At 62.9% G+C, this 26,151-nt stretch carries 28 protein-coding genes; 14 read left to right on the forward strand and 14 right to left on the reverse strand.

Annotated features, from left to right (window positions below; all coding sequences use genetic code 11):
* Together GSQ89_RS01820 and GSQ89_RS01825 are read left to right on the forward strand one after the other, a co-directional pair.
* On the forward strand, positions 1-423 hold a 423-nt coding region (locus tag GSQ89_RS01820; protein ID WP_158921427.1), incomplete at its 5' end, for a Smr/MutS family protein.
* Complete coding sequence (locus GSQ89_RS01825) at positions 420-848, forward strand: helix-turn-helix domain-containing protein (protein ID WP_158921429.1); 429 nt, start codon at positions 420-422, stop codon at positions 846-848. The genes GSQ89_RS01820 and GSQ89_RS01825, both read left to right, overlap by 4 nt.
* 120 nt (positions 849-968) lie before the next feature.
* Here the strand turns inward: GSQ89_RS01825 and GSQ89_RS01830 are convergent, their stop codons facing one another.
* Positions 969-1,793, reverse strand: a complete 825-nt coding sequence (locus tag GSQ89_RS01830) for an FkbM family methyltransferase (protein ID WP_158921431.1) — start codon at positions 1,791-1,793, stop codon at positions 969-971.
* A 351-nt stretch (positions 1,794-2,144) separates the two neighbouring features.
* Between GSQ89_RS01830 and GSQ89_RS01835 the strand changes: the two genes are divergently transcribed.
* Positions 2,145-4,376: a winged helix-turn-helix domain-containing protein gene (locus tag GSQ89_RS01835; RefSeq protein WP_158921433.1), complete on the forward strand. Its 2,232-nt coding sequence runs from the start codon at positions 2,145-2,147 to the stop codon at positions 4,374-4,376.
* Positions 4,377-4,516: 140 nt separating this feature from the next.
* Here GSQ89_RS01835 and GSQ89_RS01840 read toward each other — a convergent pair whose 3' ends face one another.
* Complete coding sequence (locus tag GSQ89_RS01840; protein WP_254073032.1) at positions 4,517-4,813, reverse strand: HigA family addiction module antitoxin; 297 nt, start codon at positions 4,811-4,813, stop codon at positions 4,517-4,519.
* Between the two features lie 57 nt (positions 4,814-4,870).
* Here GSQ89_RS01840 and GSQ89_RS01845 point away from each other — a divergent pair, with 57 nt between their 5' ends.
* Positions 4,871-5,332, forward strand: coding sequence for a hypothetical protein (locus GSQ89_RS01845; RefSeq protein ID WP_158921435.1), 462 nt, complete (start codon positions 4,871-4,873; stop codon positions 5,330-5,332).
* 76 nt (positions 5,333-5,408) lie between these two features.
* Here the strand turns inward: GSQ89_RS01845 and GSQ89_RS01850 are convergent, their stop codons facing one another.
* From GSQ89_RS01850 to GSQ89_RS01865, 4 genes are all read right to left on the reverse strand, one after another.
* The gene (locus GSQ89_RS01850; RefSeq protein ID WP_158921437.1) at positions 5,409-5,903 is read right to left on the reverse strand and encodes a MaoC family dehydratase; all 495 of its coding nucleotides are present in this window, start codon (positions 5,901-5,903) and stop codon (positions 5,409-5,411) included.
* The gene (locus tag GSQ89_RS01855) at positions 5,900-7,075 is read right to left on the reverse strand and encodes a CaiB/BaiF CoA-transferase family protein (protein WP_158921439.1); all 1,176 of its coding nucleotides are present in this window, start codon (positions 7,073-7,075) and stop codon (positions 5,900-5,902) included. The genes GSQ89_RS01850 and GSQ89_RS01855 overlap by 4 nt, the downstream gene beginning before the upstream one ends.
* A gap of 173 nt (positions 7,076-7,248) precedes the next feature.
* Positions 7,249-7,746, reverse strand: a complete 498-nt coding sequence (gene mobB, locus GSQ89_RS01860) for a molybdopterin-guanine dinucleotide biosynthesis protein B (RefSeq protein WP_158921441.1) — start codon at positions 7,744-7,746, stop codon at positions 7,249-7,251.
* Between the two features lie 26 nt (positions 7,747-7,772).
* Positions 7,773-8,189 carry a RidA family protein gene (locus tag GSQ89_RS01865; RefSeq protein WP_216855967.1) on the reverse strand — a complete coding sequence of 139 codons (417 nt, stop codon included), beginning with the start codon at positions 8,187-8,189 and terminating at the stop codon, positions 7,773-7,775.
* 933 nt (positions 8,190-9,122) lie between these two features.
* Between GSQ89_RS01865 and GSQ89_RS01870 the strand changes: the two genes are divergently transcribed.
* From GSQ89_RS01870 to GSQ89_RS01885, 4 genes are all read left to right on the forward strand, one after another.
* Positions 9,123-10,325 (forward strand): glycosyltransferase family 4 protein, encoded by a 1,203-nt coding sequence (locus GSQ89_RS01870; protein ID WP_158921443.1) that lies wholly within the window; start codon positions 9,123-9,125, stop codon positions 10,323-10,325.
* Positions 10,322-11,506, forward strand: coding sequence for a GDP-mannose 4,6-dehydratase (gmd, locus tag GSQ89_RS01875; protein ID WP_158921445.1), 1,185 nt, complete (start codon positions 10,322-10,324; stop codon positions 11,504-11,506). The genes GSQ89_RS01870 and gmd overlap by 4 nt, the downstream gene beginning before the upstream one ends.
* A gap of 380 nt (positions 11,507-11,886) precedes the next feature.
* Entirely contained in the window at positions 11,887-12,717 is an 831-nt protein-coding gene (locus GSQ89_RS01880; RefSeq protein ID WP_158921447.1) for a hypothetical protein, read from the forward strand.
* A gap of 22 nt (positions 12,718-12,739) precedes the next feature.
* Positions 12,740-13,375, forward strand: coding sequence for a hypothetical protein (locus GSQ89_RS01885; RefSeq protein ID WP_158921449.1), 636 nt, complete (start codon positions 12,740-12,742; stop codon positions 13,373-13,375).
* Positions 13,376-13,687: 312 nt separating this feature from the next.
* Here the strand turns inward: GSQ89_RS01885 and GSQ89_RS01890 are convergent, their stop codons facing one another.
* The 3 genes from GSQ89_RS01890 to GSQ89_RS01900 all read right to left on the reverse strand — a co-directional run bounded on the left by GSQ89_RS01890 (position 13,688) and on the right by GSQ89_RS01900 (position 15,760).
* Entirely contained in the window at positions 13,688-14,494 is an 807-nt protein-coding gene (locus GSQ89_RS01890; protein ID WP_158921451.1) for an ABC transporter permease subunit, read from the reverse strand.
* Positions 14,494-15,336, reverse strand: coding sequence for an undecaprenyl-diphosphate phosphatase (locus GSQ89_RS01895; protein WP_158921453.1), 843 nt, complete (start codon positions 15,334-15,336; stop codon positions 14,494-14,496). Before GSQ89_RS01895 ends, GSQ89_RS01890 begins: the two co-directional genes overlap by 1 nt.
* Positions 15,337-15,427: 91 nt before the next feature.
* Positions 15,428-15,760 carry a hypothetical protein gene (locus GSQ89_RS01900; RefSeq protein WP_158921455.1) on the reverse strand — a complete coding sequence of 111 codons (333 nt, stop codon included), beginning with the start codon at positions 15,758-15,760 and terminating at the stop codon, positions 15,428-15,430.
* 401 nt (positions 15,761-16,161) lie between these two features.
* On the opposite strand from GSQ89_RS01900, the gene GSQ89_RS01905 reads away from it, so the two are divergent.
* Positions 16,162-18,300: a hypothetical protein gene (locus tag GSQ89_RS01905; protein ID WP_158921457.1), complete on the forward strand. Its 2,139-nt coding sequence runs from the start codon at positions 16,162-16,164 to the stop codon at positions 18,298-18,300.
* Positions 18,301-18,302: 2 nt separating this feature from the next.
* On the opposite strand, the gene GSQ89_RS01910 is transcribed toward GSQ89_RS01905, so the two are convergent.
* Together GSQ89_RS01910 and GSQ89_RS01915 are read right to left on the reverse strand one after the other, a co-directional pair.
* On the reverse strand, positions 18,303-19,394 hold the full coding sequence (locus GSQ89_RS01910; RefSeq protein ID WP_158921459.1) for a D-alanine--D-alanine ligase: 1,092 nt from the start codon (positions 19,392-19,394) through the stop codon (positions 18,303-18,305).
* Complete coding sequence (locus GSQ89_RS01915; RefSeq protein WP_158921461.1) at positions 19,391-19,972, reverse strand: DedA family protein; 582 nt, start codon at positions 19,970-19,972, stop codon at positions 19,391-19,393. Before GSQ89_RS01915 ends, GSQ89_RS01910 begins: the two co-directional genes overlap by 4 nt.
* Before the next feature lie 263 nt (positions 19,973-20,235).
* On the opposite strand from GSQ89_RS01915, the gene GSQ89_RS01920 reads away from it, so the two are divergent.
* The 3 genes from GSQ89_RS01920 (at position 20,236) to GSQ89_RS01930 (ending at position 23,211) form a co-directional block, all read left to right on the forward strand.
* The gene (locus GSQ89_RS01920) at positions 20,236-21,102 is read left to right on the forward strand and encodes a cation diffusion facilitator family transporter (RefSeq protein ID WP_254073033.1); all 867 of its coding nucleotides are present in this window, start codon (positions 20,236-20,238) and stop codon (positions 21,100-21,102) included.
* A gap of 72 nt (positions 21,103-21,174) precedes the next feature.
* On the forward strand, positions 21,175-21,954 hold the full coding sequence (locus tag GSQ89_RS01925) for an alpha/beta fold hydrolase (protein ID WP_158921465.1): 780 nt from the start codon (positions 21,175-21,177) through the stop codon (positions 21,952-21,954).
* Positions 21,955-21,969: 15 nt separating this feature from the next.
* A complete protein-coding gene (locus GSQ89_RS01930; RefSeq protein ID WP_158921467.1) occupies positions 21,970-23,211 on the forward strand; it encodes an LLM class flavin-dependent oxidoreductase in 1,242 nt (413 codons plus the stop codon).
* A gap of 53 nt (positions 23,212-23,264) precedes the next feature.
* Here GSQ89_RS01930 and GSQ89_RS01935 read toward each other — a convergent pair whose 3' ends face one another.
* The 3 genes from GSQ89_RS01935 to GSQ89_RS01945 all read right to left on the reverse strand — a co-directional run bounded on the left by GSQ89_RS01935 (position 23,265) and on the right by GSQ89_RS01945 (position 24,350).
* Positions 23,265-23,441 (reverse strand): hypothetical protein, encoded by a 177-nt coding sequence (locus tag GSQ89_RS01935; RefSeq protein WP_158921469.1) that lies wholly within the window; start codon positions 23,439-23,441, stop codon positions 23,265-23,267.
* Positions 23,425-23,730, reverse strand: a complete 306-nt coding sequence (locus GSQ89_RS01940) for a hypothetical protein (RefSeq protein ID WP_158921471.1) — start codon at positions 23,728-23,730, stop codon at positions 23,425-23,427. Before GSQ89_RS01940 ends, GSQ89_RS01935 begins: the two co-directional genes overlap by 17 nt.
* A 335-nt stretch (positions 23,731-24,065) precedes the next feature.
* A complete protein-coding gene (locus GSQ89_RS01945; protein WP_158921473.1) occupies positions 24,066-24,350 on the reverse strand; it encodes a hypothetical protein in 285 nt (94 codons plus the stop codon).
* 178 nt (positions 24,351-24,528) lie between these two features.
* Between GSQ89_RS01945 and GSQ89_RS01950 the strand changes: the two genes are divergently transcribed.
* Together GSQ89_RS01950 and GSQ89_RS01955 are read left to right on the forward strand one after the other, a co-directional pair.
* Complete coding sequence (locus GSQ89_RS01950) at positions 24,529-24,942, forward strand: hypothetical protein (protein WP_158921475.1); 414 nt, start codon at positions 24,529-24,531, stop codon at positions 24,940-24,942.
* A gap of 239 nt (positions 24,943-25,181) precedes the next feature.
* A complete protein-coding gene (locus GSQ89_RS01955) occupies positions 25,182-25,913 on the forward strand; it encodes an MBL fold metallo-hydrolase (RefSeq protein WP_158921477.1) in 732 nt (243 codons plus the stop codon).
* Positions 25,914-26,151 lie beyond the last annotated feature (238 nt).

Genomic DNA, 26,151 nt, shown 5'->3' on the forward strand with positions numbered 1-26,151 from the left:
CCACCAACCCACCCCCCGCCCCAACCCCGCCCGACAGCCACCACCACCACCAAGCCCGCGAAACCCCGCCCCTTCGCCAGCCCCCTGGCCGTCGGCACCCAACCTGGCGGCATCGACAAAGCCACCTGGCACCGGTTCCGCTCCGGCAAACTGGCGACCGCCCGCTCCCTCGACCTGCACGGCATGACCGCCCAGCGAGCCTTCCAGGCCCTGCTATCGTTCCTCCGCACCGCCCACGCCGACCAGGTCCGCTGCGTCGAGGTCGTCACCGGCCGAGGCAGCGGCGAAACCGGCGGCGTCATCCGCCGCGAGTTCCCCCACTGGCTCAACCTTCCGGAAATCCGCCCGCTGATCCTCGGCGCCACGCATCCGCACGCGCTCAACACCGGCTCCGTCCGGCTGATCCTGCGGCGGATCCGATGACCCCGTTCGGTGCCCGCCTCCGAGCCCTGCGCGCCGACCGCGGCGTCACGCTGAAGCAACTGGCCGAGGCGCTACAGGTCTCAACCGCCTACCTATCCGCCCTCGAACACGGCAAACGCGGCTCGCCCAGCGCCGGCCTGGTGCATCAGGTGAACGAGTATTTCGGTCTGATCTGGGATGAGGCCGACGATCTGTCCCGCCTGGCCCGCCTGTCGAACCCGCGCGTCACGGTGAACACCGCCGGCCTGACACCGGAACAAACCGCCCTGGCGAACCGTTTGGCACAGGTCATCCACCGCCTGTCCCCGGAAACCGTCGCCGCGCTGCACGCGGTGCTGGATACGACCGCCCACCAACCCAAACCGCGCCTGCGCCGGGCCGCGCCCTCACGCACATCAGGCCATCCGGATCGAGCGGCCCGCTAGAGCATGATCGCGCTGGGCGGAACGTCCAGAGCGCGTGAATCATGCGATCAATCAAAGCGCCCTAGCCTATGGTTTGGACATATCGCGTGGTGACCAACACCAGGGTGCGCCATCACACCTTCATTGCGTCCGGAATACCGCATTCCGGCCAAACGCCTCACTTGTCTTATCTGTTGGGTGAATAGCCAAGATATTCAGGCCCAGCGCTGCCATGTGGTATCCATGATGCTTCAAAAACCTTTCGATCTCCTCTGATCCCGTCTTGAAATGTTCAATGATTATAACAGGCAGCGAGCGCCTGATAATTCGTTTAGCACCTTCCAGCACTTCGCACTCCATTCCCTCGACATCTATTTTGAGAAGATCGAGACGATTGAGCGCCAGAGAGTCGATCGTAATAGCGGCCACCGAAACGAGTTTTGCATCGGAATAATCAATCATCTGCCCAATTTGCTCGGTTTTTTTGGCAGGCTTCAATTCGAGACTGCCAAAACTCGCAGGCGCAAAGTAGTCAGGATTGGGAATTTTCATCGTGCCGTTCTTGTCGCCGGCCGCCGCATGAATAACCCGGGCATTAAAACAATTATTGATCGCAACGTTTCCGGCCAGGGCATAATAAATCTTTTCCTGGGCCTCAATTCCAATGACCGATCCCCAGCCCGTCATCTGTCTTGCCCAACTGATGGTGTGCGTCCCTATATTGGCACCGCAATCCACGACGACCACGCCATCGCCAAAAAGCCGCCTCCTCGAATCGAGGATGAATGCCGCAACGGAGATTTCACCAAACTCGTGAGATGACTCGTTCAATATCTTGAAGCCCACACCGAAGCCCTGGCCATCGCCGACGCTGTGATAGTCGAACCTGTTGACGATCATTGTTCCGTGGTCGGTGGATGCCAGGACAAGGGCAATCTTGCGAAGCGGTGGAGGAGAATCAGACATGCGGAATGACCATTTGCACCATCGAATTACCGGTTGAACTGGACTGTTGACGCTGGCGTCGTGGCCGGCCCATCCCTGGACGACCTTACAGACCGGGCGCTGCAAATCGGGCTAATTGGTCCAAATAGTTCCAAATTTGCAGGACTGGCGCCCCAATCGCGGGCCGGGCGACCATCCGGACTCATCCCAATGTTTGCCTTGGCCTGAAGGCCCTGAAAATCCGTCCGGCCCCGGACGCCCAATCCAGGCGCATTGACCGGATTTACAACTTACGGTACAGCGCCAACTCATTTTTTGGACTGCCTTCGCGCAGTTTTTTAAGATCGCATAAGAGCAGCCGGGATCTACCAGATGGACGTTCTCGCTGACGCCGAAAGCGCCACATTCGGGCAATTTGGCATCGATTTTGGAAAGCAAAGGCTATACCAGCTCGACGAATCCGGCACCCCGATCCCCATCGCACTCGGCAGCCGCGCCTTCGGCATCCTGGCATTCCTCGTCTCCCACGCCGGCGAGTTGGTCAGCAAGAACGAAATCATGGCTGCGGTTTGGCCCGGCCTTGCCGTCGAAGAAGCCAATCTGACCGTGCAGATCTCCGCACTCCGTCGCGCCCTCGGACAGCAGGGACCCGGCTACATCCAGACGATCCCGGGCCGCGGCTATCGCTTCGTTGCCGAGGTGACACGCAACGTCGGGATCCCGCACGACAACGCACGCGCGACGCCCCTTCCCGAACCTGCACCGCTCCCTCCTGTCGATCGTCCGCATGCATGGCGTGCGTCACGACACCGCCGGCGCATCATCCTCGCTGCTCTTGCCGTCCTGCTCGTTGGCGTGGGTGCCGCCGGCGTGGGGGCTGCCGGTGTGTTGACACATGTCTTTCGCCACCAGCCGCCGCGCCTATCGGTCGCCGTGCTGCCGTTTGCGACCGAATCAGAAACGCAAACGCTCACCCATTTGTCCGGCAGGCTGTCCGAAAACCTGACCCTGGACCTAAGCCAGCTCTGGACGATGTCCGTCACGGCACCTCAGGCAACCCTTCGCTTCAGGAATCAGGCTTTTGACGCCAGCAGCGTCGGCAGGACGCTTGGCGTCCGCTACCTGGTCGAAGGTAACCTGTATGCAGAGAATGAACGGATTGTCCTGCACGTGGATCTGGTTTCCGGCGAGACGGGTAAGGAGCTGTGGACGGATCAGACGGATTGGCCGTCATCCGATGCCGTCACGGCGCAGGCCCGCATGGGCTCATGGCTGCAATTTGCTATCGGCAACGCGGTGCTTGGCCTCGAAGCCGCACGCAGCGCGCGCGAGCATCCCAACAATCCCGATGCGACCGATCTGTACCTGGAGGGCAGGGCTCTCTTGTCGTTGCCATCCACGCGCCTTCGCTTGCGCACAGCTCAAGCGCTCCTGGAGCGAGCTGTGCAAATGGACCCCAATTCATACCTGGCGATAACGGCGTTGCTTAATGCCATCATTACGAATGAAGTCGACTTGAACGACGGCGTAACCGAACACGACCTGAAGCACGCCGAACAATTGATGGCGAAAGCCGAGGTCATTGCTCCGACGGCCTATTCGGTACTGCATGAGCAAGGCTACCTGTTACGCGTGGAACAACGCCTGCCGGAGGCCGAGGCGACATTCGAGCATGTGCTCAGCCTGTATCCGCATGCCTACTATGCCGCCTTCCAGTTGGGAATCTGCCGCCTGGACAATGGTCAAGCCGCCGAAGCGGTTCCCTTATTCGAAGACGCGGTCGCGGCCAGCGCTGGCAAAGGCGACCTCTTTTCGCGCTACATACGTCTGGGCGAGGCACTTCTGTTTGCCGGTCGCTACGATGAGGCCGTTCCCTGGCTCCGGAAGGCCGAGATCGCCGATCCTGAGCGCCCGCCACACGCCCGCGCCCAGCCTTATCTGCTGGCGGCAAGTGCCCTTGCTCTGGGGGCCCACGTCGATGCCGCTCGAGCCGAAATGGCGGAAGCCATCGCAATCTTTCCCTATGCGAGTTCCTTCTCATTTTGGGGCACGAGCACCGGCACCGGTGCCTACGCCGTCCAGCTCGACCGCGTGCGCCAGGGCCTGACACAAGCTGGTCTCCAGGCCCATGTGGCTGAGGATGCGCCCGCCGCACCGACCCAGCCCACTGACTTGCCGCCGCAAATTGCCGGTTTGACTCCTAAGGAGATCCTTGGCGGACACGTAATCGCCACCGAAGCGCTGACCAGGCTTCTGCGCGGTTCCAATGTTGTCGTTCTCGACGGCGAATTCGGGCAGCTTTCCATTCCCGGCGCGGTATCCTTGCCATGGATGAGCCGCGGCGGCGCCGTGACCGATGACACGCAGCCTGAGTTCGCTCGTTTGCTGGCCAAATTGACCGGAGGAGACAAGACACGGCCGATCGTCACCCTGGCCCTGAATGCGTATCAGTGGCCCGGCTACAATCTCGCGCGACGGGCCGCCGCGCTGGGGTATCGCAACGTTTTATGGTATCGAGGCGGTCGCGACGCTTGGGCCGCGGCCGGTCTGCCGATGGACAAACCACGACCCGATCCGTTGATGGCCTTTGAAGAGTTGGGTTAGGTTCGCCTGGGCCACGCGCAATTGAATCAGGCGGCGGAACAGCGGCCAGTAACGCGCATCATAGAGGTGCAATACATCTTCGGACAAACCGTGTGGTAACGCCTGGCCTTGCCCGGAAGGCGTTTACCGCCGCCGCCGGTTCAGGCCGCCAGCGGCTGAACCCGAGCCTCGATCTCCGCGCCGAACTGGGCTTGCGCCATCGACAGGTCGTACGCCGTCTGCAGCCCCAGCCAGAATTGCGGGCTGGTGCGGAAGCAGCGTGCCAGTCGCAGCGCCAGGTCCGAGGTCATCGGTCCCTGATCCTCGATCACCGGGGCGATCTGGCTGTGCGGCACACCCAACGCCTGGGCAAGACCCGTCGCATCGAGCTGCATCGGCTCCATGTATTCCTCGCGCAACACCCGTCCGGGGTGCATCCTGCGACCCATGCGTGCCATTGGAAACCTGTTTGGTTCTCTATGGCACCGACCATGACGGGGAGTCATGGCAGCAAAATGGCAAACCTTGCCTTATTGTCAGTTGACGGAAATTTTTCGTCGCACCGCACCATCCGACCGAAACCGCTTTTTTCAGAGGGAAGCGAGCAAGCGTTTCCAAAACGATGGTGCGCGCGGCGTCAAGGGCACCACGTTGCCCAGCTCAACGGTCACAACGGGACGCTCAGCGTCATCCTGTTGCACAATCCGATAGTGAACCCGCCGCCACACCATCGCCGAGGCGTTGACATTGCCCCTGATCTCCGCGACTTCGGCGGAACAATCGTGGCGCGCACTGAGGTACCAGCCGGACACGGTCTCGACATCGTTCACGAAAATTCCACCAAGGTGGAATTCGCCACGCAATATCGAGGACACCTGATCCAGGGCCTGACCATTTCCACAACCGGGAGGAGCGAGCCGACGAACGAAAAGCGTTCCAACCCCGAGCAAGACCAAAACCACGAAGCCGATGGGTAGAGCGTTCCGCCTCAGCAATTCGTTCCTCGCCCCGCCGACATGCAGCCTCTGCTCCCGGCACCGGATCGGCCGCCGGCTACGTCCGCGGCGCCTCGGCAACCCGCCGCCGCAGCAGATACCGCTGCCGCCCCTCCAGCACCAGTTCTTTCCGCTGGTTATGGATCGTGCTCTTGAACCCGACCACGCCGGTCGTCCGCCCGGCTGTCAGCTCATCGATCTCCAACGCCGGATACACCGTATCCCCGGCGAACACCGGCTTCAGGAAGCGGCTCGACTGCTCGATGAACCCGACCAGCGAGTCCTCCGTCATATATGGGAACAACCCCGCCCCCGGAGCCGTCTGCGCCAGCGATTGCAACCCATGCGCCAGCAACCCCGGCATCCCCCGCGCGCGGCAGAACTCCACATCGTAATGGATCGGATGCGCATCCCCGCTCGCCGCCTGGAACGCCAGAAAAACCGCCTCCGTCATCGTCCGGCTTGGGAGCACGAAGCGTTCGCCGATGCGGAAGTCCTCAAACCAGCGCTGTTCCGGAACCATCCGGTGCCGCGCGGGATCGAAATCGCTCATACCGCGCCCGCCGCCCGCATCGCCGCGATCTTTTCGCGCGAGAACCCGATCTCCGCCAACACCTCATCGGTATGCTGACCAACGGACGGCACGTCGCCCATCACAGCTTCCACATCGGTAAAGGTGAACGGCGGCAGCAACGCCCGCACCGGCCCGGCCTCGGTCTGGATCTCCCGCCACTTGTCCCGAGCGGTGAACTGCGCATGGTTCCAGACGTCGATCGGCTCATTCAGCCTTCCGTTGGCGATGCCGATTTCGTCCAGCATCGCCGCCACCTCCATCGAGGTCATCGTGGTAAACAGGTCCTCGATCAGCGCCGTCAGCGCCGGCCGGTTCTGCCGGCGCATCGCCTGGGAGGCAAAGCGCGGGTCGGTCTGCAACGCCGGCTGCTTCAGCACCTTGGCGCAGAACACCGCCCACTCCCGTTCATTCTGCAGCCCGATGATGATCTGGCCGTCCTTGGTCCGGTGCGCGCCATACGGGGCGATCCCGGGATGGGTCGTCGGCACCCGAGGCGGCGCCGATCCCGCATAGGCATGGCGCAGGATTGGATAGGTCATCCACTCGCCCAACGCATCGAGCATGGCGATCTTGACGTTAGCCCCCTGCCCCGTCCGGCCCCGCCGCAGCAGTGCCCCCAAAATCCCGGTCAGCGCGTACATCCCCGTCGAGATGTCGGCGATGGAAATCCCCACCCGGGACGGCTCGTCTTCCGATCCGGTGACACTGATCAGCCCGGATTCAGCCTGGATCAGCAGGTCGTAGGCCTTCTTCTGCACGAACGGCCCGCTCTCGCCGTAGCCCGAGATGTCGCAAACCACCAGCTTCGGATTGGCCGGACTCAGCGCCTCATGCGTCAGACCGAGCCTGGCCGCTGCCCCCGGTGCGAGGTTCTGCACCAGCACGTCGGCCCCGGCGATCAGCGTGTCCAGCGCCGTCCGGGCGTCCGGGTTCTTCACGTCGAGCGTGACACTGCGCTTGCCCCGGTTCAGCCAGATGAAATGGCTGCACAGCCCGTTGACGTAGTCGTCGTAAGCACGAGCAAAATCACCGTCGCCCGGCCGCTCGATCTTGATGACGTCGGCACCCATGTCGGCCAGATGCCGGGTGCAGAGCGGGGCAGCGACAGCGTGTTCCAGCGCGATCACGCGCATGCCTTCCATGGGGCGCATGGGTTCGTTTCCTCAGGTCTTGTGTATGGGCAGAAAAGCGCCGGGACGCCGCGGTTGTCAAAGCGGCCGGGCAACAAGGTTGGTTCGGGTCCGAACGCCGACACACGGCTTTCCGCGCCGGTAGCGTCGATGCAAGCGTCTCGCCACGGATTCAGCCGATGGCGGATCGGATGTCATTTCGGTCCCCAAGCATGCGCGATCGCAAAATCGGCCAACGCCGCAATGTCTGACAACGCGAAATAAGGCACATGGGCCGCGATCGGCACCTCGGCCGTAATCGCCAGGATCATCGGGTCCTTGGGCGCCAACACGGCAGAATCCCGCCCGGCCGGCACCACTTCCATCTTCGGATAGCTGCTCCGCCTGAAACCATCCAGCAAGACCAGATCGACGGGCGTCATCTGCGCCAGCAACGCGCCCACATCGGGTTCGATCGTGCCCGCCGGCATTTCATGCAGCAAGGCAAAGCGGCTGGCACTCGCGATCATCACCTCCGCGGCGCCGGCCACGCGATGCTTCCAGGTGCCACTTCCCGACCTCTCCAGGTCGACAGCGTCCGACACCCGCTTGATCGTCGAAACCCGCAAACCCCGCCCGGCGCATTCAACGACCAGGCGCCGGACGAGTTCGGATTTTTCGGCACATTCGCCAACCAGACTGAACGCTTTCATGGCTTACCCACCTGGAGAATGCCGCCTCATTCATTGACGACGGCGATAGCCTCGATCTCGATCATGAAATCCGGACCCGCGAGCCGTGTGACCCCCACCGTCGTGCTGGTCGGCGTCGCCACGCCAAAATGGCGCATCCGCACATCGCCGCATTTCTGGAATTCATCAAAGTCGGTGACGTACGTGTTGGTCTTGACGACATCGGCCCAGGTCGCACCGGCCGCGGCCAGGCAGCGTCCGAGGTTCTGAAACGTCTGCTCCATCTGCGCGCGCATGTCGCCCTTGCCCACGCAATTGCCGTCGATGTCACGGGCCAACTGACCGGCGATGAAGACCAGCTTGCCGGGACCGCTGACCGTAACGACGTGCGAGTAGGATGGCTGACCGGCAGACATCCGGACATTCATGCCCTCCGGCTGAAATCGTTCGACCTTGATCGCCATGTTCCATTCCTCCCGTGATTGACCAACGCGCGTAACACCTTCGCCCGCGCGGCCGGCGCCGGCAGAATACGACTTTTCGCGACCGAAGACCATTCGCGCCACGACGAAGCGGCCGGCCGGGTCGACCCGTTAAAAGGCGGTTGTCCAGAGAACCGGGTTCGGTCATCGATCAGGTCTCGAGGACTGGTCCCGCCAGCGCCGGACTGCTCGCTCGGGAAACGGATTCGCACTGGCCTCAGTAGAAGTGGCGCAGGTGCCATGATCTCTTGGCGGCCACCAGAAACGCGCATCACAGCACTGGTCGCCGCCATGTGGATCCGAGATAAGAAGTACATCGCTCTCGGAAGCGAAACCAAGTCAACTGCGGCGACGCGCGCTTGACTCATTTCCCTCCATAGATTTCGATGCGATATGACGCTATATTACAAAGGACATTATCGGATATACAGACGGACGCCCCCGCCGGCCGCCCGCGAGCTGCCTCACAATGAATCATTTTCAGAACCCATGGACCGCCTTCCTGGGCAGCCTCGTGCTGCGCCAAATATAGGCATCGGAAAACCCATCCGATCAAGCGCCTGAATTTGCTTCAGATATCTTGATTTCCGTAAACCAGCCACGCAACGACGTAAGCGATCAAAAAACTTCCGCCAGCGGCAACCGGAAGTCCCAGGGTCGCGATCCCGGGTTCAATCCAGAAACCCGCACGCCCCCCTTTTTGTATAGGCATCTCATATGGACGCGGAACTCAAATCTGAAAGCAGGGGGGTGGGCGCAGGGCACATACGCCTCCTTTGTATGATACCGTCCCTCAGTCGTTCGGCTGCTATATTTCAAGTCCCCCCTCATTTGGTCGCTTCAGAAGTCCTATCATCTCGTTGGAATGTATGGCAGATATTAACAGAGCACATCAAATACTCTTCGGAGCCCCTGATGAAAATTGCATTCGTTCATGAATGGCTGACAACTTATGCTGGTTCGGAAAAAGTCCTCGAAATAATGCTGTCTGAATTTCCCGAGGCCGACGTTTTCTGCCTTATCGACTACCTGCCCGCGGAGCATCGTGTCGGGTCCTTCAATCGGCCTTTCAAAACAAGCTATATGCAAAAAATTCCTTTTGTATCCAAGATATACCGCTATTTGTTGCCTTTGATGCCATTTGCGATTGAGCAATTTGATTTGTCTTCATATGACATCATAATTAGCAATTGTCATGCGGTGGCCAAAGGCGTCATTACCGGACCGGACCAGGTACATATATGCTATTGCTACTCGCCGATGCGGTATGCATGGGACCTGCAAGCGCAATATCTCACCGAGTCAGGCATTCAGTATGGCGTGCGCAGCCTGATCGCGCGATGGCTGCTTCATCGCATTCGTGGCTGGGATCACCGTGCGGCGCAAAACGTCGACCATTTCATCGCCTGTTCGGCCTACATCGGAAGGCGCATCAAAAAGGCCTATCACCGCCAGTCGACGGTTATATATCCCAATGTCGCGGTGGATGATTTCGTCGTCGATGGACCGCGCGCCAATTTCTATATGACCTCCTCCCGAATGGTGCCGTACAAGAAGATGCACCTGATCGTGGAAGCGTTCTCGAAGATGCCGGACCGGCAACTGGTCGTCATCGGCACAGGCCCACAATTTTCGCGCTGCAAGGCGCTGGCCGGCCCCAACGTTAAATTACTCGGCTATCAACCGTACGCGACCCTGCTTTGGCACATGCAAAGGGCGAGAGCCTTCATTTTCGCCGCCGAGGAGGACTTTGGCATCACGCCCGTGGAGGCACAGGCGTGCGGCACACCCGTATTGGCCTTCGGCAAAGGTGGCGCCGCCGAGACCGTCGTAGATCGCGTAACGGGCCTGCTGTTCCACGAACAAAGCGCCGCGGCGATCCAACGTGTCGTACAGGATTTCGAAGCCATCGAAGACAGCTTCGATCCCCAAATCATTCGCGAAAATGCCCTGCGGTTTTCAACGGAGAGATTCAGGAGCGAGTTCAAGCAATATGTCTATGCCAGGTGGCGGGAGCACAAACGGAACATCGCCGTCCCCGAACCCTTTATCGCGTCGGCATCGAACGAACCTGCCCGCAGCCAGATCCATCATGAACCTGAAAGTGTGACGATATGAAGCGAGCAGTCATCACAGGCGTTTTGGGACAGGACGGTGCCTATCTCACGCGATTGCTTCTGAATAAGGGGTACCGCGTCTATGGTACCCACAGAAGGACCAGTTCCTTCAACGCATGGCGTCTCGATGAGTTGGGTATCCGTAACCATCCGAACCTTACGCTGTCTGTCAGTGACATTACCGACCCCGGATCATGCCTCCGGATACTCGAATTGGCTCAACCGCAGGAGGTCTACAATCTCGCCGCACAAAGCTTCGTCGGGACATCCTTCGACCAGCCGACCGTTACGGCACAGATCGACGGTATAGGCGCCCTCAATCTCCTCGAAGCGATCAGGACCATCGACCGATCGATCCGGTTCTATCAGGCATCATCCGCTGAAATGTTCGGCCTGGTTCAAACAATACCCCAATCGGAAACTACGCAGTTCTACCCCCGCAGTCCGTACGCCGTCGCTAAACTGTACGCTCATTGGATGGCCATAAACTATCGCGAATCCCACAACATTTTCGCCAGTTGCGGGATTATGTTCAATCATGAATCGCCGATGCGCGGGATCGAGTTCGTTACGCGAAAAATAACAGATGCCGTTGCTCGTCTGGCATGCGGTGAAAGCATTGTCCTCGAACTTGGCAACCTCGATGCCATAAGAGACTGGGGTTACGCCGAGGAATACGTCGAGGGAATGTGGCGCACGCTTCAGACAAATGCATCGGACACATATGTTTTTGCCACCGGATGTTCCGAATCCGTTCGCGAGTTCGCAACCATGGCGTTCGCGAGTGCTGGTATCGAGATAGACTGGCATGGCAAAGGTGAGGAAGAGTGTGCGGTCGCTGTTGCCAGTAACCAGATAGTCGCACGCGTCTCTCCGGAATTCTATCGTCCCGCCGAAGTGGAATCCCTGATCGGTGACTTTTCCAAAGCCGAACGGGAGCTTGGGTGGCGACCGCAGATGAGCCTCCGCGAGCTCTGCAAGCTGATGGTCGACACGGATATCAGACGCCAGCAGCTTTCACGGTCAACCAACGGTTCGGTCAACAACGGCTGGCTGGATCGCGATGTGCCTCACCTTCCCGCCAGGCCGACGACCAATAGACACAGGCTGAATGGTCTGCCTTCCAATGGCGCCGGAGCGGTCTTTCATCGCGAATTTCGCGGCGAGGAAACACCGTTATAGGAACGAAAGGTCTAGTGTCCTGCCCCAGAAGTTCGTCGCATTCTGCGACGGATTTCTGGGATCGACAGGCCACTGAAAACAGAGAGCCAGAGCGTTTTGTTTGATCGCATGATTCACGCGCTCTGAACGTCCCGCCCAGCGCGATCATGCTCTGGCCTCCACACGGCTGGACCCGCTCGTGATGACCGTCCGTACCGATCGAGCGCGCCGCTTGCGGTGACGAAGCAGAAGACGGCGCGCGTTCAGGCCGTGAACCGTCGCATGTCCGGCGGAACTGACCCATGCGTACGGCTGTCTCGCCCCAGGCACCCGAAAATTCCCCCCATCCCCCTTGAACCAGCCCCCCTCTTCCCCATTTCCAGACCCATTTAGAACATAACATGAACGATATGCCAGATCAAATCCCAGACCAGACCCCCGACCTGACCATGGAAACCACCGCCCCTTACGACCGCGACGCCATTTTCCACGCCGACGGCCCCATCAACCCCCTCTTCATCACCGAGGCCATCCGCACCCTCATGCGGAACCTCCCCATAGACCCCAAGGAACCCCCCGCCTGGGCAAACCGCCGCATGTTCTGCGCCCTGGTCAACCTCGCCGCCTACCACCCAAGGGACGAAACCGAAGTGACGCTCGCCGTCCAGGCCCTGTCCGCTTATCACGCCGCCGCGGCCTGTTTTCGCATCGGCATGAACCTGCGCGACCCCAACGGCGACAGCACCCGCCACATCACTGCCGCCTGCTCCGCCGCCAGGACCTTCGACTCCCTGCTGCGCGCCCTGGAACGCCGCCAGGCCAAGCCGCTATCCGTCCCCGTCGGCCGTCCGCCGTCGCGGCCGTGGTCGGATCCGAAGCCGGACGAATACATGGACGAAATGGAAACCCGCTGCCGCCACGGCGACCTCGAACCCGAGAGCCAACCCGACCCGCAAATCGCCTGGACACCGGAGCAACGCGCCGCCTTCGAAGCCCTCCGGGAACAACGGCGCATCGACAAGGAAAACGAAGGCCTCGACATCGCCAACACCGAGGGCATCCTGCCCGGCGGCGGCATGATCCTGATGGAGAATCCCACCCCCCAGCAGGCCGCCTACATGGGCCGCCGCCTAGGCCTGATGTACAAGCGCGAAATCGAGGAAAACCGCCGCAAGGGCATCACCAAGATGCCGAAAATCCGCGGTATCCGCCCCGGCGACCTCATTCCATAGCCCCCCGCCAGGACCACCCGACATGACCCGACCGCAGGCCGAAATCGGCCCCCTGATGACGTTTATCGTCGCCCTTCTGACCCCGCTGCTGCTGACCGGCGGCATCACCGACATCGACCTCGCCCGTCAGGCCGCCCGCCAGGCCATCGACGCCTACGACACCGCCGGCAACGACCAGCTTGTCACCGTCGCCCAGATCGTCGGCTTCGCGCTGGCCTCGCTCGACAGCCTCCGCCTGTCCGCCGCCCCCGATCGGTCGGTATCCATGACCCTGAAACTCAGGGGCAACGCCAACGCCCTGAATCGCGCCGCCCAACACAGCTCGGCCGCCCTGGACAGCCAGCGCCGGGACACTCGGGACTCCGCCGACCACCAGGCCATCCTTGCCACGCTCGAACAAACCCCAACCAGGCTGCAGCCCACCGAACCGAAGCCGGCGGCGAAATCCGGCGACACCCGGGTCCAGTCATGGGCCGGCGCGATGACCGACGTCGCCGCCGAGTGCTCCCGCAACCTCGCCAGGCTGCCGCCCAGCCAACGCCGAGCCGAGATCATCCGCATCGGCGCGCTCAACGAAGCCGCCGGCCACCTCACCAGCGGCGGCACCACCCAAGGCAAGGCCGCACTGCTGGCCAGCACGTCGCTCAGCACCGGATAAGGGTGTCCTCCCGTCGTCATGGTGGGCGCAGGCCCACCATCCACGCCTTCCCATGCTGATCTCGGAAAAGGCGTGGATGGCGGGCCTCCGCCCGCCACGACGGTATCGGCAACCCTGCTTCCCCTGGAACGTTATTCCGCATCGGCGCGCTCAACGAAGCCGTCGGCCACCTCACCAGCGGCGGCACCACCCAAGGCAAGGCCGCACTGCTGGCCAGCACGTCGCTCAGCACCAGCTAAGGGTGCCGGCCTCCCGTCGTCATGACGGTATCGGCAGCCCTGCTTCCCCAGCAGCGTTATTTCGCGTCGAACACTAAATCCGCCGCCGCCGCCACAACAGCGAGACCCCAAGCAGCACCATCGCCACCGCCGCGACGATCGCCGTCGCCAGCGCATAGATCTCCGGCGTGACCCCCAGCCGCGTCGCCGAAAACACCACCATCGGCAACGTCGAGGCGCCGGGCCCGGAGGTGAAACTCGCCACCACCACGTCATCCATCGACAAGGTGAACGCCAGCAGCCAGCCGGACACCAGTGCCGGCGCCATCAACGGCAAGGTGATCGCCACGAATGCCTTCCACGGCGGCGCGTACAGATCCATCGCCGCCTGCTCCAGCGCCACGCCCGCGTCGGCCAGCCGGCCGCGCACCACCACCGCGACATACGCCACCGAAACCGAGGCATGCGCCAACGTCACCGTCCCCGCCCCGCGCCCGTGCGGCCACCCCGTCAGTTGCTCCAACGTCACGAAAAACAACAGCAGGGACAGCCCGGTGATCACTTCCGGCATCACCAACGGCGCCGCCAGCGCCGCCTCGAACAGCCCGCGCCCGCGGAACCGCCCAAAACGAGCCAGCGAGAACCCCGCCGTCGCCCCGACCACGCAGGCGATCGAGGCCGACACAGCGGCGATCCGCAGCGACAGGAACGTGGCGTCGATCACTTGCTGGTCATGCCAAAGCGCCGAGTACCAGCGTGTCGAGAACCCCGACCAGTCAGTCACCAGCCGGGAGTCATTGAAACTGAAGACGATCAGGAACGCGATCGGTGCGTATAGAAACGCATAGCAGACGATCAGCCACGCGATCAGGCCCCCACTGCCCCGCGCGCGTCCGGCCATTACAGCAGGAACAGCACACCCAGGCTGCCCACGCCCGCCAACACGCAATAGTAAGCGAACGGGTTCAACGCCCAGGAATCATGCTGCCGGAAATACCGCATCAGGAACGCCGTGCTCAGCAGTGCCGTGATCCCCGCCACCACCGCGGCCATCGCCGACATGGCCAGCACCCCGTGCGCGACGTGCTCGTGCATCAGCTTCGGCACCTCCAGCACCGTCGCCCCCAGGATGATCGGGGTCGCGATCAGGAAGGAGAAATGCGCCGCCCCCTCATGATTGATGCCACGCAGCAGCCCGCCCACGATGGTCGCGCCCGATCGCGAGATTCCCGGAATCAACGCCGTGCACTGCCACAAGCCGATCACCAGCGCATCCGTACGCGACAAGGTGGACAGATACCGCTGCGCGTCGCCGCGCCCGCGCAACTTCTCACCGAACAGGAGCAAAAATCCGTTCACGATCAGGAACGCGGCCGCCACCACCGGGGTCCCGAACAGGCCGCGGAAGAATTTCTCCAGGACGAACCCCAGGATCACGGCGGGGATCGTGGCGATGACGACCAGGACGAACACCCGCCGGCTCTCGCCGACCTGGTGCGCTCCGCCGATCCCCAGCAGGCCGGTCAGGATTGCCCACCAATCCTGCCAGAAATACCCCAGCAGCGCGGTCGCGGTGCCCAGGTGCAGCATCACCAGGAACGGCAGGAACTCCGGCGAATGCTGGTCGATATTCTTCCAATGCAGCAGCGCCGGCAGCACCACCGCGTGCCCCAGACTGCTGACAGGAAACAGCTCCGTCGCCCCCTGCAGGATGGCGATGACAAGCGCTTGTATGGTGTCCATGCGTGGCTCCGGCCGATTCGGAAGGATAGACTAAAGAATTCTCGGCCACGTCCACACTGCCGGACCGGACCCGTCAAACTCGGGCGCTCCGTTACACGAGGCCGCGCGCGATGGCCAGCAACTCGAGGAGGTATTCCGAACCATCGCCGGGATGCACCGAGATGCCGATCCGAACCCGGTAATCGGCCGCCAGGTCGGCATAGTCGGAAATGGCGTCGGACTCCCCCAGCCAGTTGCCGATCGACCGCAGCTCCGTCCACAGCGAGGCATAATCCTTCCGCCGCAAATCGCCGGCCAGGGCTTCCAGCGCCACCGCCGCGGCTGCACTGGCGGTGTCGCCGGGATCGGCATCAACCAGCCGCAGACGCCATGCGGCGGCTCGCTCCAGTTCCTCGACCTCGGGATGCTCGTCGTTGCTGTCCATGCTGGCTCCTCGATCGTCCTGGCCGAACCTTGAAGACCGTAAACGATGGCCGCGGAAATGGAATCCCGCTGGCGTGGCACAGTGGAATCAGGCGTGCCGGTCCCGCAAACCCGTTGACGGCCGTCGCAGCTTCGGGTGTAACGCGGGTGCGCGGACTTCACGAAAAGGTGATATGACCGCTTTGAGGCATCGGCTGATCCTTCCCGTATCGAACCAGGTGCGTTCCGAACCGCTTCTTGGCGTCCGACGCGAAATAATCGCTGCAGCGGAAGCACGGCTACTTGATACCGTCATGATGGGCGAAGGCCCACCATGACGACGAGAGGCCGACGCCCTGTGCTGGACGATCCGGTTATTCCGCGTCGGCCCCTTAACGCCAGTGCCGCCAGGACCGGCGGCCGATGACCCGGGTTTTATCATGGTGCCTGCTCGCTGTTTGCGCCGTGATCGCCGCGGGTGGTTACTACCAGGTACTGGAATCGCCGATTTTCTGGTGCGGACGAACCGAGGCTTTTCCCGCGACGACGATACTCGCCCTGATTTCTGGCGGACAAACGGCATTGTATCTGGCCTCCGCCGCGTCGCCGAATTGGGCAAGGCCATATCGTATCTCGCAACTCATGGTGTTGCCGTTCGTGGCGATCGGCTTGTTCCAGATCTTTTACCCATACCCCGGAACCGTCCTGTTTTTCACGGTCCTGACCGCCATCCCGCTGACGCTGGTGCCGAGGCGACAGTGGATGCAACCGCATCTGCCGGCGATCTGCGGCCTGTTCGTGGTCTCGACGCTCGGGTTCCTGGCGGCGTTCGGCGAGATTCCGTTCACCCTCCATGGCGTCGTCGCACCGCGATGGCTGCTCGACCTGGCGGCGATCGCGGCGGCTGGCGTGTCGGTTCCGGTGATCGGCTCGATGCGGCGCGAACTTCCGGCGGCGGGGCGCATTCCCGACATCGCGCGCTTCATACCGCTGGCTTTGCTGCTGTTCGCGGTGCTGCGCGGCAAGCTGCCGGACATCGCCTATGACAGCCTGACCTACAAGACGACGCTGCCCTATCAACTCGCCGAATGGCGCACCGGCGACACCGCCATCCCCGACGTCTTCATGCTCGGGACCAATTTGCAGGAGATGCTGAACGGCCTGCTGGTCGCGATCACCCGCGACTATCTGCCGCCCTTCATATCCACCATCAGTTTTGTGCTGCTGCTGCTGATCACCCCGTTGGCGTTCCCGGTCGAGCGGCGCGGAACCGCCGCCGGACGCGCCGTCGTCGCGTTCGCGGCAGTCTCGGCCTTCGTGCTGTCCGAGGCCGGCACCGCCCAAGGCACGTCGTATCAGGAGCCGTTGCTGCTGCTGTTCCTGGTCGCCTCGCTGATCCGCTGTCCGATGTGGCCGGCGTTTCTGGCCGTGGCGATCGGGGTGAAGATCAGCGCGGCGTTCATCGCGCCGGTGGTGGTGGCGTATCACGTGTTTGGCTACCGACGGTTTTTCATCTCGCCCGGGCGACTGGCGATCGCCGCCTTGGCCGGCGCGCTCGTCTTGGTGCCGCAATTTGGCCGCAACGTTATCTTCTCCGGACGCATATTCGGAATGGATGAGGCCCTGGCGACCCACACCGATCCACCCGGTCCCAACCAGATCCTGGCGGCGGGCGAAAACCGCTACGACACCGCGGTCCGCGGCGGCATCGTCAACAACGCTCGGGACTCCGCCTGCAACATATGGCTGCTGGCCGCGCTGTGCTCGACGGGATACAAAGGCGTTGATACAGACGGGTTCCATGTGTTTCCGGCGTCACGCGCGCCGTTGCTGGCGCTGTGCTTCGCCGCGTTCGTACTGGTTGGCGGCGTGCCACGGCCAGCGGGGGTGATCTCCGTCCTGCTGTTCGTTGCCGGCTATGCCGGATTCCTGGCCTTCCTGTCGCAAGGCCGTTACTTCCTGCCATTGTCGTTCTGTTTTCCCGTTCTGCTGTTGCTGAACCCGGAGCGGGCCGAAGCGGTGGTGCGGTCGCTGGGCCCATCCTGGCCGGGTCGGCTTGTGGCGGTTGGGCTTGGATGCTGGTTCCTCGGGTCCGACCTGCTGCCGGGAACGTTCACCAATGTCAGTTGGATCTGCCGGCGGCCGCCTTTGGCCGCGGCCACTCTGGCCGACCTGCGCCATCCGGAGACGCCGCTTCAGCACTTCCTGGTATCGTATGTGGATCGTTACAAGGCGACCTGCCCGCCACCCGGCTTGCCGCCGGTGATCCTGGCCGAACACGATGTCCTCAACTCCCCCTATCTGGGGACGCAGCGCATCTTCCATGTGTTTTCGCAAGTGATGATTCAACGTTTCTTCGCCGCCGACCGGACACGGCAGGATCGGGCGGGCCAGGCCATCATCGCGGTGGTGTCGCGGTCGCCCGGCTACGCCTCCAGCACACTGGGGACGGCGGAGAAGGATTACACCCCTTGCTTTCACGACGACACATTGCAGGTGATGTGTTCAAACCTGCTCGCACCGGTGACCCAACGCTGCGCAACAAGCCTTTATCCGCCGTGACGTCAGTCGTTCAACGGGTACAGCGCCATCAGCCGCCGCTGGTTCATCCAGTCGCGATACATCCCGCGTACGCCGGAGGGGGAAAATCCGCGCCGCCGGTTGGCCGCGCCGATGCGGAACGCCGCGCCGTAATGGAAGAACTGCGTCCGCCACGCGTCCAGCAGCTTGGTGGACGGGTCCCAGATATGCGTCGCCTCCGACCCCGCGCCGTTGATCTCAATCACCCGGAAACCGACGCCGCGCTGCAGGGCGACGGTCGAGGCGAACCGCACATCGATGCGGCCAAAGAAGAAATCCGGCATCGAGCAGGCCAGGCGATCGATCGCCTCAGTCAGTGCCGGGGTCACCAGCGCTGTTCCGTCCTGGAAGATCGACCCCTTGCAATGATTGCCGACGAATACCAGTTGGATGTTCTCGCCTTGTTCCGGAATGGAGTCCAATCTGTCCGTCAAACGATCCAGATACAAATGCGGCACCAATCGCGCCCGTTCGTCGGCCAGGATCAGGGCGCGCAGCGTGGACCGGCCGTCGCCGACCACCACCGGCGGCTGCTTGATGGTAACGGAGGTGATCCGCCCGCGGGGTTCGTCCGGATGGCGGACGTAGAAGATCCCTGCCTCATTGGGCTCGTCCGCATATTGCTGCAAAATCATGGTCTCGCCGGCCGGAAATGCCCGCAGATAGCGTTCCATGGCCGCCTTGTCGCGGATCAGGCGGACACCCGTGCCGTTGCAGCCGATATCGGGCTTCGCCACCACCGGATAGTCCAGGCCCAACCCCTGCATCGCGGCCTCGGCCACGGCGATACCGTTGGGTTGCGCCGTTACGCCGCAGGCGGGGGCGACCAGGGCCTGCGCCTCCGGACCGATCTGCGACAAGATCGACAGTTTGGACTCGCCGCACAGGCCGCCGGTGGTGATGTGGGGGTTGGCGGCGGTGGGCAGGCTGAAATCGCCGTAGCGTACCCCCAGGATCAGCCAGTGGATCACCACCGGGGTGTAGAACATCCAGCCCGGCCAGAACTCGAAAAAGGACAGCGGGTTGCCGGATTTTTCGGCGACTTGCCGTGTGGCGACGGCGGTTTCCAGCCTCATCGCCGAGCGGCCTGCAGGCCGGCGGCGGCGGCACGCCCGGCGACGATGACGAAGACGACGAAACCGGCCGCGCCGGCCCAGCGCCACACCCCCATATGATCCATCAGCACCTGCCCGACGCGCATCGATACCGTGAACAGCAGGCTGGTCCAGCAGGCCGTGGCGAGGATGGCCGCGACGGTGAACTGGCTGAGATCGGCGGCGACGAAACCGCAGGTGGTGTAAGTGGGCAGCCGCATGCCGGGCAGGAAGCGACTGACCAGCACCACCTTGAAGATCCTTCCGGAAATCCACGCCTTGATCGCCTCCTGCCGGTGCGGCGGCAGTTGCCGAGCGATCCAGCCCACATGGGCGGACAGGCGCCCGAGGCCGTACAGGCCCAGGTCACCCAGCACGATCCCGGCGTACAGCGAGATCAGGGCGACCCGGATGGACAGGCCGGCATCCTCCACCTGCATGGCGGCGATGACGGTTGCGGCATCCTCCAGGATGAAGGTCCCGAGGATGATCGCGCCCCCCTGGAACAGCACGGACGAGCCGGCCAGGGCCAGCAGGGAGGTAATCGAACTCGCCAGCATGGCTCGGGGCGAAAGCCTTTCCGTGGAATGAACACGAGAGATAGGCGCCGGGCGGGGGCAAACCTCATCACCAGTACGCCATTGCGGTATGAAATTTTACCATTTGGTCGCACGGTACCCGCTTTCATGGCAAGATCGGTGGCATGACGGCACAGCATCACAGCCACTCGCATCCACACGATGATGCCCGCGCGCATTCGCACGACCATGGGCATGACCACGATCATCACGGCCATGGGCACCACCACCATGCGCCGGCTCGCATGGACACCGCCTTCGCGGTCGGTGCCGCGGTCAACATGGCCTTCGTGGTGGCCGAGGCGGTGTTCGGACTGACCGCCAACTCGGTCGCACTGGTGGCCGACGCGGCGCATAACCTGGGCGACGTGCTGGCGCTGCTGCTGGCCTGGGCGGCGGCGTGGCTGACCCGCCGGCCGCCGACTGCCCGCCGGACCTATGGCTGGGGCCGCAGTTCGATCCTGGCCGCGCTGGTCAACGCCGCGGTGCTGCTGATCGGGGTCGGCGCCATCGGGGTGGAGGCGATTCGCCGCCTGCTGGAGCCTGAGCCGGTCGCCTCCGGCATCGTCATGGCGGTCGCCGCCGCCGGCATCGTGGTCAATGGTGGCACCGCACTGCTGTTCATGCGCGACCGGGACGGCGATCTGAACGTCCGAGCACAGTTCCAGCACCTGGCGGGCGATGCGCTGGTCTCGCTGGCGGTGGTGCTCGCCGCGCTGGCGATCCATTTCACCGGGCTGACCTGGCTGGACCCTGTGACCAGTCTGGGCGTCGTCGTGGTCATCGTCGCCGGCACCTGGACAACGTTGCGGGAGTCGCTCGATCTGTCGCTGGATGCGGTGCCTGCCCGTATCCCAAAGCAGGCGGTGAACGACTGGCTGGCCGCCCTGCCCGGCGTGTCCGAGGTGCATGATCTGCACATCTGGGGCCTCAGCACGACCGAGACGGCGCTGACCGCGCACCTGGTGTGCGACGACGAAACGGCGCAGCGCGATCTGCATGAACTGGCCGCTGCCCTGCACGAACAGTTTCATATTGGCCACACAACGATCCAGATCGAGACGGAGACGGATGCCGCCGTCTGCCGCCTGCGTCCGGCCGGCGTGGTCTGATCCGGATTCGACAGCGCGCGCTACTGGTGAGTATCCTCTTGCGGCCGCCAACCGCCAAAGAGGAAACCAAGAATGAGCGTCGTCTGGACCGACACGGTCAAAGAGATCGCCGGCATCAAGCTGCACGTATCCCGAGCGGGGAGCGGGCCGACGGTTTTGGTGCTGCATCACGATATCGGGACTGTCGACCGCCTGCCGTTTTATGACGCGCTGGCGGAGAAATTCGATGTGGTGATCCCGCATCATCCCGGCTGGGGCAAGTCGCAGCGCGCCGAATGGATGCGCCATCCGCGGGATATCGCGGCGGTGCATGCGTGGCTGCTGGCGGACCTGGGCGTCTCCAACGTATCGTTGGTCGGGCTGGGTTTCGGCGGCTGGATCGCCGCCGAGATGGCAAGCCACGCGCCCGAGACCTACCGGAAACTGGTGCTGGTGGGTGCGATGGGGATCAAGCCGCCGGAGGGCGATATCGCCGACCAAGCGATCGTGTCCTACATCGTGTATCCACATGCGGGATTTCACGACCAGGCCGCGTTCACCGCGGTCTATGGCGATGTGACCACCGACCAATTGGAGGCGTGGGATATCGCGCGCGAAATGAGTTTCCGGACCGCCTGGAAACCCTACATGTATTCGCAAACCCTGCCGCATTTGCTGGGCGGCGTGCGGTCCCCATCGCTGATCCTGTGGGGTGACGACGACCAGATCGTTCCGCTCAGCGCCGGTCATGCCTATGCCAGGGCGCTGCACGACGCGACCCTGACGACCATTCCGGCCTGTGGCCATTTCGCCGAAATGGAAAAGCCCGACGCCGTCGCCAAGCTGACGATCGATTTCCTGTCTCGCAACTGAAGGGAGAGTGCTGTCATGCATATGATGTATTTCACCGAACAGCCCATGGGTGCGTATGACGCCAAGGCTGGACTGGATTTTGGGGCTACCGCGCTGAACTTCTCCAACAGCCACTTCGATCCGAACGAAGGCAGCCGGCTGTATAACGAGTATCTCGAAGAATATATCATGGTCGATGAGCTTGGTGCCGACGGCATCATGCTGAACGAGCATCATAATGCGCCGTTCTGCATGCAGGCGCGCACCAACATGTTCGGCGCGATCCTGGCGGCGGTGACGAAGCGGACGAAGATCGTGTTCCTCGGCAATCCGCTGCCGCTCACGGAAAACCCGGTGCAGCTCGCGGAAGAGCTGGCGATGATCGACATGATCTCGAAAGGACGGGTGGTGTCGGGCTTCGTGCGCGGCGGCGGGCAGGAACAGTTGGCCAACGGCGTCAATCCGGCGTTCAACCGCGAGCGGTTTGTCGAGGCGCATGACCTGATCCAGAAGACCTGGACCACACCGGGACCGTTCCGGTGGGAGGGCACGCACTACCAGCAGCGCGTGGTCAATCCGTGGGCGGTGCCGATGCAGAAGCCGTATCCGCGGGTGTGGATTCCGGGCGTGCTGTCGAAGGAAACGGTGATCTGGACCGCGCAGCAGCGCTATCCGTATATCGCACTGAACACCTCGATCGAGGCGACCAAAACCATCCACGAAACCTACGACAAGGCCGCGGCCGAGGTGGGTTATACCGCCGGGCCGGAGAACTTCGGCTACCTGATCCGGGTCCACGTGCAGGATACCGAAGAAAAGGCGATGCAGAACGCGCGTCAGTTCATGTGGATGCAGGGCGAGTTCACCGGCCTGGCCAACCCGGTGTGGGCCAATCCGGCGGGGTATTTCTCGCCGTCCGGCCGTCGTGGCTTCGTGGAATTCGCGACTGGTCGCGCGAAGAACCCGCGTGGCAACCCGACCTTCGAGCAGCAGGTCAACGACACGATGATCATCGCCGGCACGCCGGCCCAGGTGATCGAGCGGCTGAAGTATCTGGTGAAAGAAACCCGGCCGGGCATCATGGGCATCTGGGCCAATGACGGTACGGTCAGCAAGGAAGACCGCCGCCGCTGCATCCAGTTGCTCGTTGGCGAGGTGATGCCGGCGATCAAGGAGTACGGCGCGACGTTGGGCCTGAAGGACCCGTGGGAGGCGAACGCGCCGGTGCACCTGCGGTATTCGACGGATATCGCCGGGCAGAAGGTCGCGGCAGAGTAATGATGGCGGGCCGGCTTCCGTTCGGGGGCCGGCCGTTTCGAGGTTCATCGTGATCAGTCCCTGAGCCGGACCTGGTCCGGCCCCGGGAAGCGCCGCGCGGCGGCATGCAGAATTTTGTGGAATACCGCGTAATAAACAGCCGAAGCCGCTCGGCACAACGCAGCGTCGGTCGAGGTGCCGGCGATCGAAAGAACGCGAGCGACTTCCAGCAGATCAGTAGAGTCTGGCACTGCCCCGCTTTTCCCAATCGGTCCGATCGAGGATCCGAATCAAGGGACGATGCTCGTCGCCGCGGGCGGTCAGGTCGTCCAGGAGTTTCAGGCCCAGGTCGATTCTGACCAGGCCGGCATGCTGTTTGACGCGTTCCGGGTTCAGCAGGAAGGTGAAGTGATAGGCGGGCCGGTCATCCAGGTCGGTGACGGTTTCGACTTCGACCTGCTCCAACGCCTCCGGCCCGGCTATTTCGCGGGCGGCGTCGCGGGCGAGCTTCTCCAAATCGGCGGTCGAGGTCTGGATCATTTCGGCAACTTGGTCATCCGGGGTTTTCGCGTCAAGGAAAAGCCTGGATTTATTCGGGGGGCGTTGATGCCGACTCCTCGGTTGGTCCGCCCGTCGTGCCGATCCGCACAGGTTGTAGTCGGCGCGCAGGCTGTTTGGGGTGCCCAACCGAAGGCGTGGATGGCGGGCCTGCGCCCGCCATGACGGTTGTACGGTGGCGCCAGTGGGTCAATGAGAACGCCGGCTGATATTGCCTGGCGGCCGGTATCATTTGGCGCCCGGTATCATTTGGCGCCCGGTGTCATTCGGCTGTTCGTAACGTTGGCTGCCTGTGGTCGCGCATCGGGCAAGCGGGTTCAGTTTTCTGCCTTCTCCACCACGTAGCCGTCGTGCTCCATGCATGCGCGGATCGCGGCGCGAACCTCGGGCGGGCCGGTGAAGGGGGACTTCATCCAGGTCCATGGCGTGTCGGCGTTGCCGCGGCGGACTGCCTCGGTTGAGGTCGTGCGGCATTTGTCGATGTCGGTTTTGTATTTCGCGGACGCGTGGTCGGTCGCGATGGGGGGATCGTATGGCGATCCGCACCCGCTGAGGCCGAGGAGCAGGACTGGCACGATCAGGCAGGTTCGAAGCGATTGCATGCCGCGATGGTAGAAAGCCGAAGGCGGATACGCCAGCCCCCGTGTGTGGGATCAAATCGACGGCATGGCCGGCCCTGGCGGGTTGACCGCGGCGGGCGGCTTGGTTGCAACCTGGGGCCTCGCGGTGGGAGGAGTCTCCCACTCCAATCTGTTACCGGAATGAAGGATGTTCGGCCGCATGATCAGGATTCGCCCGATTTACCTCGCGCCGCTGCTGCTGACCGCCTGCGCGGCGAAGGATTCCCACATCGCGCATGAGGCGCAGACCCGCCTGCTGGGGATGTCGGAGGTGAACCTGGAATCGTGCCTGGGCGTGCCGGATCAGCACAGCCAGTTCGGGACGACGGATATCCTGACGTATTATGCGACCTCCACCAGTTCCGACAGTTACTCGTTGCCGGTGGTGGGCGGGATTTCGTTTGCCAATGGCGCGTACTGCCATGCGACATTCCAGCTACAGAACGGTCGGGTCACGCAGATCCTCTACTCCGGCGAGAAGAACGCGACGGGTGCGCCGGATGCCTATTGCGCGCCGATCATGCGCACCTGCCTGGCGCATCTGGGGGACAAGGTGGCAGCCGGGACGCGCTAAGTGTCCGACACGAAATAACCGCTTCAGGGGAAAGCCGGCTGCTCGATGCCGCCATGGCGCAGCCAGGCGTGGATGGTGAGCCTGCGCCCACCATGACGACGAAGGGCCGCCGCGCTGTGCTGGACGATTCGGTTATTTCGCGTCGGACCCTGAGCGGTCTTCCCCGCCGGACGCAGCAGGCAGGGTTGCAGGGGCGCATGGAGATGCTAATTCTTGTGCCGCAACGGAAGGGCAGGACAATGGACACCAGGATCGACGAAGTCGCGGCGGGGATCTACCGGATTTCCACGTTCGTGCCGGAGGTGGCGGCGCCGGCCGGTTTCACCTTCAACCAGTTCCTGGTGCTGGGCCAGGAACCGTTGCTGTTCCACTGCGGGCACAGGCGGATGTTCCCGCTGGTTTCGGCGGCACTGGCCCGGGTGTTGCCGCCGGAACGGCTGCGGTGGATCTCGTTCGGGCATATCGAGGCGGACGAATGCGGGGCGATGAACGAATGGCTGCGGATCGCCCCGCATGCCACGATCGCGCATGGGGCGATCGCGTCACGGGTATCGCTGGATGACATGGCGGACCGGGCGCCTCGGACGCTGGCGGATGGCGAGGTCCTGGATATTGGGGGAAAGCGGCTGCGGTATCTCGATACGCCGCATGTGCCGCATGGGTGGGAGGCCGGGGTGCTGTTCGAGGAAACCTCGGAGACGCTGCTGTGTGGCGATTTGTTCACGCATCCAGGGAATGGGCCGTCGGTGACCCAGGCGGACGTGGTGGGGCCGGCGATGGTGGCAGAGGACACCTTCGGCTACAGCAGCCTGACGCCGACGACCGGGCCGACGATCCGCCGGCTGGCGGGACTGGCGCCGCGGACGCTGGCGGTGATGCATGGGTCGTCCTACGCGGGGGATTGCGGGCAGGCGCTGCGCGATCTGGCGGACCGGTACGATCAGCGGATACGCGCGGCGCTGGGGTCGTAGAACGGGGCAATCGTGCTTGAAATCGGCAACGATGCCGGCCGCCGGCGGATTGAGTTGATCCAAGTAAGGTTTGGAACCGCAGATGAACGCGGATAAGTGAAATAAAGGTTGGGCGATGATCGAGCTTGGGTGGCTCGATATCGCTGGTGGATATTGTTGACTGATATTTGCGTTCATTTGCGGTTCCGAGTTCTTATACCAGCAGCCGTTAACGTTGATACATCGGACTCGTTTTGGG

Source organism: Acidisphaera sp. S103 (assembly GCF_009765975.1).
Classification (GTDB): domain Bacteria; phylum Pseudomonadota; class Alphaproteobacteria; order Acetobacterales; family Acetobacteraceae; genus Rhodopila.